Origin of the sequence: Microbulbifer rhizosphaerae, from assembly GCF_014191725.1 — a bacterium.
GTDB classification, from domain to species: Bacteria; Pseudomonadota; Gammaproteobacteria; order Pseudomonadales; family Cellvibrionaceae; genus Microbulbifer; species Microbulbifer rhizosphaerae.
In genome coordinates this window covers 1-6,681 of sequence record NZ_JACHWZ010000046.1, presented here as the reverse complement: position 1 = coordinate 6,681, position 6,681 = coordinate 1, and the positions used below count along the sequence as shown (strand labels likewise).

The 6,681-nt window shown below is 49.5% G+C and carries 3 protein-coding genes and 1 pseudogene; all 4 read right to left on the bottom strand.

Features of this window, described 5'->3' with window-relative positions; all coding sequences use genetic code 11:
• Positions 1-947: reverse transcriptase domain-containing protein (locus FHS09_RS22170; RefSeq protein ID WP_343057553.1), on the bottom strand; the 947-nt coding region annotated here is incomplete at its 3' end.
• Positions 948-1,581: 634 nt separating this feature from the next.
• A pseudogene (locus FHS09_RS23020) lies at positions 1,582-2,551 on the bottom strand (transposase); the annotation flags it as partial.
• A 144-nt stretch (positions 2,552-2,695) separates the two neighbouring features.
• Positions 2,696-5,803: a hypothetical protein gene (locus FHS09_RS22150; RefSeq protein ID WP_183464040.1), complete on the bottom strand. Its 3,108-nt coding sequence runs from the start codon at positions 5,801-5,803 to the stop codon at positions 2,696-2,698.
• A 456-nt stretch (positions 5,804-6,259) separates the two neighbouring features.
• Positions 6,260-6,681: IS30 family transposase (locus FHS09_RS22145; RefSeq protein WP_183464038.1), on the bottom strand; the 422-nt coding region annotated here is incomplete at its 5' end.

The following is a 6,681-nucleotide window of genomic DNA, read 5'->3' as shown; positions in this document are numbered from 1 at the left end:
TGCACGGCGGCTCCGAGGGGCCCGCCCTCATCTCTTGTGCAGCACGGCTGCACGGAGGATCTGAATCCTCCAGTGCGCCTTCGTGGCGCACAGTCATCGGCATAACGACAGTATGCGACCGCTGGCTTCCATTGCCAGTTTTCGCGTACAGCAGTGCTGCGGCCTTTCTGGATGCTGTTATTCCAGTACCATCTGTCTTTCCGGGCCTTCTTGCCCAGGTAGTGCTCGTCCAAATACTGGTCGAACTCATGCAGCATAATATTCGACAGTAATGGTGAGATAACACCGCCTTGGGGCACTCCTTCGCTAGCTGCCCGGAAGAGTCCGGCATCAACGTGCCCGGCCTTGATGAATCGCCACAGGAGATTCAGAAATCGCTTGTCTGAGATCCTGCGGCGTACTGCCTTCATAAGTAACCGGTGATGCACGGTATCGAAGTAACTGGAAAGATCCCCCTCTATGACCCATCGTCCCCGAGTTTCCTGGTTATCCGTCAGTTGCAGTTTCACCGTGCGGATCGCGTGGTGGACGCTGCGCTCTGGGCGGAAGCCATAGGAGAGTGGATGGAAGTCACTTTCCCATATAGGTTCCATGGCCATTAACAGGGCTCTCTCGACAATACGGTCGCGTAGAGTTGGGATTCCCAGTGGTCGCTGCTTGCCGCCGGCTTTGGGGATGTAGACCCGTCGGGCCGGCTGCGGTTGGTACGTATCCTCAAGCAATTCTTCCCTGATTTGCTCCAGAACACCCGACAATTTGGCCTGCAGAGTTGACTTGGTCTCCCCATCTATCCCTGGCGTGTTGGCGCCTTTGGATGACAGTGTGATCCGAGCCGCTTCTGCCAGCCAGTTGGGGTGTGCTATCAGGCGCAGCAGCCTGTCTACCCGTCGGGTTGAGTCGGCCGTTGCCCAAGTGGCAAGCTTGCGTTGCATTTCGCTGATTATCAAAGGTCTTCACCTTACTTGGTCAGGTAGTTTGCTTGGCAAACACGTTTAAACTGCTCCCCTTCACCATGTAATGGGCTTTCCCCATCGCGGACTACTACGGGAACTCCGCCAGTCAATGCGGCATCGGGGTCATGCCCCCTTGGCATCCGTCATCGACCTTCCCCGGTTTATCTATCTGGACTCGAGCATGTTGAGGAGGCTGCCCATCGCACTCTTTACCCTTGCTGTCTGCAAGTTGACAGGAAGCAGCAGGCCGTTCTGTGATGGGTACTGCTGGCCCGGAACCCGGCATACCTGTCCAAGTTCCTTTGTTCGGCAACGCTTACATATCGATCTGCCTCACCTTCCTGTACGGCCTACTAGGTCACGTAGGCCGTGGTGACATTTCAACCCTCAGAGGCGGATTAATGGGTTCATGTTCTTCAGCCTTTCAACACTCAGCCTAGAGGATCATCTTGGCTTAGTGACCTCGCCTCAATCCCCGTTGTCAGCGGGTTACATCACCCTGTGGGCATACCACAGGTCACTGCCGCTCAGACTCCCCACCTTCACAGTGGGTGGGATCGGTTGGTTGCTTCATCCTGAAGCGCCTCGCCAATATTCCAGATAGACTCGTGGCCCCTTTGAGCAATCCATACTCGCCCTGAGCTCCGGGCACACAATAGGTGATGTCCCAGGTCCACACCTGGTTGGGCGCCTCGGCCACAAAGGTGGCGGGAGCCTTGCGCTTCTTCTTGGACTTCGATCGTCCGCGATGATGCAGTTGGTCCGCATCCTTTAAAGTCCGATAGAAGCTCGATTCTGAGGCGATATACTCGCCGCGGTCCGCTAGCGTGGGCACTATCTGGCCCGGCGGCTTGCTGGCGAACTCCGGTCTGTTGCACACATCCAGGATCGTCTGCTGTTCCTCTTCCGCCAGCTTGTTCTGTGGCTCTGGTCTCTGTGCGCCGGGGCGCCGGTCTTCTTGCGGCGCCCCCTCCGCAGTCCACCGCTGCAGGGTACGCAGGCTGATGCCCACTTCCGTGCAGGCTGGGGCTTTGCGGGCACCTGCAGCCACGGCTTCCTCGATCCATCCAATCAGTTGTCGCCGCTCCGGGGCCGGGGTCATTCTTCCCCGCTGTCCTCTCCCCAGAGGGCATTCAGCTTTTTTCTCAACACCAGCAGCGCTGTCGTTTCCGCGAGGGCCTTCTCCTTTCGGTGAAGATCCTTCTCCAACTCCTTGATGCGCTTCTTGGCCCGCCGGGCCTCTTCCCGCTCCTGTTTGCGGCGCTCGGCATCGGTCAACGTGCCTTGGATGCAGGCCGCTCTCCAGGCCTGTACCTGCTCCGGGTACAGCCCCTTGCTGCGACAATACTCACTCAGCGCGCTTCGCTGAGGCTGGCGGTTTCAACGACGACCGCGAACTTGGCTTCCGCCGACCAATCTTCGCTCTGTTTACCACTACCCGGCACCGGTATACCCTTCTCTTTGGCTTGCTGGCGCCAATTGTACAGGGTGCCTTCGCTGATGCCTTCTTCCGCCGCGACGTCCGGGATGGGCCGGTTCTCCGGCGGCAGCAGCTTCTTCAGCACTGAGGCTTTGCGTTCTGTGGAATAACGGGGCATTTGCTCCTCTTTACCGCCCCCTGTCTTGGCTTCTTCGGTTCAGTAGAGGCGACAACTATCCTGACACAGGGGGATTAGATGAGCCCCCCTGCCACCTCGGTTTTCTGTCGAGAGACAGAAATTCTGGAGTTAGAAGCCCAATTTTCAACAGCCTTCTAGTATTCTGTCAACCGCCAACTTAACGTAATCATCACCTTGCTCAAAGAAAGTCGTTAGTTTTTCCTCGTCCCAGCGAGGGATACCAACACTATCATTCGTGATGGGCCTCCTGCTATAGGAATTTGGAATTGCCACATCCTCTGTACCCATGTAATGAAGCAAAGCCATTGCCTTCTTTCTCAAGGGCTCACAAGGTGGCACAAATGGCTCCGCTAATAGCATCTTCGCATAGCTCTCTCTATTGGTAGGATAAAGCAGGTCAATCGGATAGTCATGTCTACCAAAATGAGAGCACATAATAACAGGAACCCCCAACCCAGTAAGCTCTAAGCAGGACGTTCCGTTCCACAACACCGCAAGATCGATATATTGTATAATTTCATGAACATTATAATCCTTATGCCCAAGGAGGATCACGTTCTCAGGAAGATCTCGCGGCAGCAAATCCTCAAGTTTCTCTGTCAAATCAAGTGCTATTTCTGGGCGAAGTTCATGTGGGTGAGGCTTAATGAGAAGCAATATATCCTGATCAGCAACAGTTTCAACAGAATGCTGCAACCAATCAGCCATATCTCTGTGCGCAGGTCCACCATCGTAAGGAACAGCTAGATCACAAAGAACCTTTCCGAAGCAGCATATGACGCGCTTACCGGAGTTTTTAGCTGACACTATCGTCTCATGATAGGGCGAGGCCGATTCTTCAGCCTTCAAGTTACGGTTTTCGCTCACCAATTGGAGAAAGCGCTCCCGAATTTCGCCAGAATCTGCATTCTGTTCATACCAGCTTTCAAATCTATGTCTTAGCGCGAGGAAAGGTGCTCGGCATGTCCTATGCAGCGTCATATCCACAATCGCCATTGAGCCGGAAAACTTACTACCAAGATTTGAATAATAATTTTCGTAGGCCACACTTGCAGAAACATAACGAAGATTTGATATGGATTTTGCCAGTGCGAAGTCTCGAAACACAGAATAAGGACTAACATGACCATTGCTGCCGAGTAATATGATCGGTTTTTCAGTGGAATTTGCTAAATTCTCAATGCTCAAACATCTACGTAGTACATAATCACATGACAGTAAGAGCCGATCAAAATGCTCTCTTTCACTTGAATCATTCAGGGTAATTGTAGCGCGCCGAAATTTTGTAGAAAGTCGCTCATATATACCTTGATAAAAATTCACCCCGCATGCCACAACAATCCGCGAAGACCAGTCAATGTGCCATTCAAGCTCAATATTTCCATCCGCGCGATCTTGCTTAATACTGTTAAACAATTGATTGGCGCGCCCTAACTCTGAATTACTCTTGATAGGCGGACTATCGAGAACTCCTTCAAGGAGAGATCCGACTGCAAATCCCTCCTTTTTTAGTGCCACGAGCACAGGTGCAAGCATTGCAAGAGTATTAAAACAATTCAGAGATGCCAATAATATTACGCCCTTTGGGTTCTCTGGCTGCCGCACAACATTAACGATTTGACTAGTGCGTCCCAGAAATTTCAGCCGTTCAAGTGTTGACTCTAATGCAACAGTCTTTTCAAGTTTATCATTTGGAGACCTTGCACTTGCGAAATATAGGTAAGCTTCGAAAAACTTGCACTGTTTCCATGCTGATCCTCCGGCCAATTTTGTCATAAATTGAGATACAGCTGGAGACCGAATCTTGGCGGGCGGCACCTTCCAATTGTGTTCATTTGACGCAAGCCCTAGGCGAACTTCGAAAAATTGTACATCTTTCAATGTCATCAAGGGCTGAAGAAGAGAGAGCACACACTTCCCTTCTCGTAAAAAATTGAGCTGGATCAATTTGGACAGCATAGCACTAACAAGCGAAGAGTACGGGCGATCCCTGCTTTCGGTAAATTCCATACACTCTCCTTCCAAGTCACAAACAGCCTCTTGTACACAATCCCTATTCCCTACAGCAAGGTGGAATGCAAGTTCAGCAATTTGAACTGGAAGATTATCATCAGATCTTATAGCTGTTTCTAACCGCAGAGCAATTCGTCTTCTAATATTGACACGCTTCTCAGGCTCTCTTTCCACCCTGAATGGCAACTGGTATGTGAGTTGAGCAAGTGAAAATAAGACTGAAGGATCTGTTTCTTCATAACTATCTAAAGTCGCATTGGCAACATCATATCTGAGCATACCAAGTGCAAGCCTAAAATATAACCTAGAAAGCAATCTCAATTCACGCTCAGTCCGAGCCCCATCGATCCTACACCTCGGAAACTCATCTACCGTGCGTCCATTTAGGTTTTTAATTCCAACGACAAGAAACTCCATAAATCTAATAGAGTCCCTGGCACCTACAGTTTCATGGATGTCGTCAAACCACTTAATATAGAACGAAACCACATCCCTCAAATAATCGTACTTTACTTGATTGCGCAAAAAAATTATCAAATGGGAAAATAGAGAAATAAATGCCTTCAGCTTTATTGAAATAGCCACAGCTTCTAGACACTTAGAAATTGATTCCGAGCGGGCAAGTGAAACAAATACGCTTCCGAAAGGTGAAGCTCGCAAGTCATCCAGAAACACTGGTGACATCTGATCTAGAGCAAATACCGACTCCTCAAAACTCGAAGAATTTGGCTGGATTGCCTCACGATCAATATCGCTTCGAAGGACAGTTTCCTGAAAAAATGGAGAGCAATTAGATTGCACTGATAGATAAAAAATAGCTAGCGCAGCTTCTGCCGAAATATCAACTTTAGTTACAGGGCATCGATATTTTCTTTTCGCTATATACTTGACTGCAAAAGTCTCAATAGAGTAATTCTCAGACCCTCGGATTTCGCTCGGAAAAAGTGACCAAACTGAAAGGCACAAGGTTGCTCTCTCTAGATCACGTAAAGACGGGATTATAGAATCACGGTATTCATTATTTCTGATCAACAAGCTAGCCAAGCCAGGCTTTTCGACTACTCGTGCCTCTTCGAAGGCAGTGGCCGCTCTTACGAGCCGATCATGTATATTCCTCAAAGGCGCGAAGTGTAACGCTAAATTTTTTAGTGGACGCAATATCGCACTATATCTCTTGTAGGTCTCCAGAATTGTTGCCGCCAGAATTGATTCAGACATACTACTCACTCAATTGTTAATTTTGATCACTTATGCGGAAGCGAAAGTGCATCGGTACACATTCTTAATCTTTCGAAAATTAAAATAATTTGACGCGAATTTAACTGTGAAGTGCATATCGTTTATGCAGATTTCCACTGCCAAATAAACCTGCATTTAATTTACCGGCGCTTCAAAGCCTAATGTTTTTCTTGGTCGATTATTTAGCTGATATGTCACCACGTCAACCTCTTCCTGAGTTACCTTTTTTAAAATCCGTGCTCTTGTGCCTGTATTGACATAATGGGCCATTCGTATTCTTATCACGCTCCCAGGAATGATAGGGATGCGCGAAGTAAACCTTTACTCCAAGCTCCTCAGCAATCCTTTCGTGATAGGAAAACTCTTTATCGTTGTCTGCCCTGATATTGTGTAATGCCGTCGCGTACGGTTTCAGTAGCGCTATGGTGGCCTCTGTCACCGCCTCAGTGTTCTGTCTTTCAGTTCAGTTGTGCAGACAGTGAACTGTGTTGCGCGTTCTACAATGGTCACCAGGGCGCCGCTATGCCACTTGCCAATGACCGTATCAATCTCCCAATCCCCAACCCGGCTCTTCGCATCTACCTCCATCGGGCGGTCATCGATACTTATCCGGCTTCTGATCTGCCCGCGGTTCGTTTTACCATTGCTACGCTTGTGACACTTTCTGCCGTGCCGTCGGAGGTTTCTGAACAGATCGCCATCTCCCGCCTTATCGACCCACACATGCAGATAGATATGCTCGCAACTCAGTAGTATCAGATACGAATGGCGCTGACTTAAGCGCAAGTGTTTGAATTTGCGGAACATTTTTACGCAGCCGTCGCCATTCTCTGCTTTTTGGGGTGTCCATGTCTCCT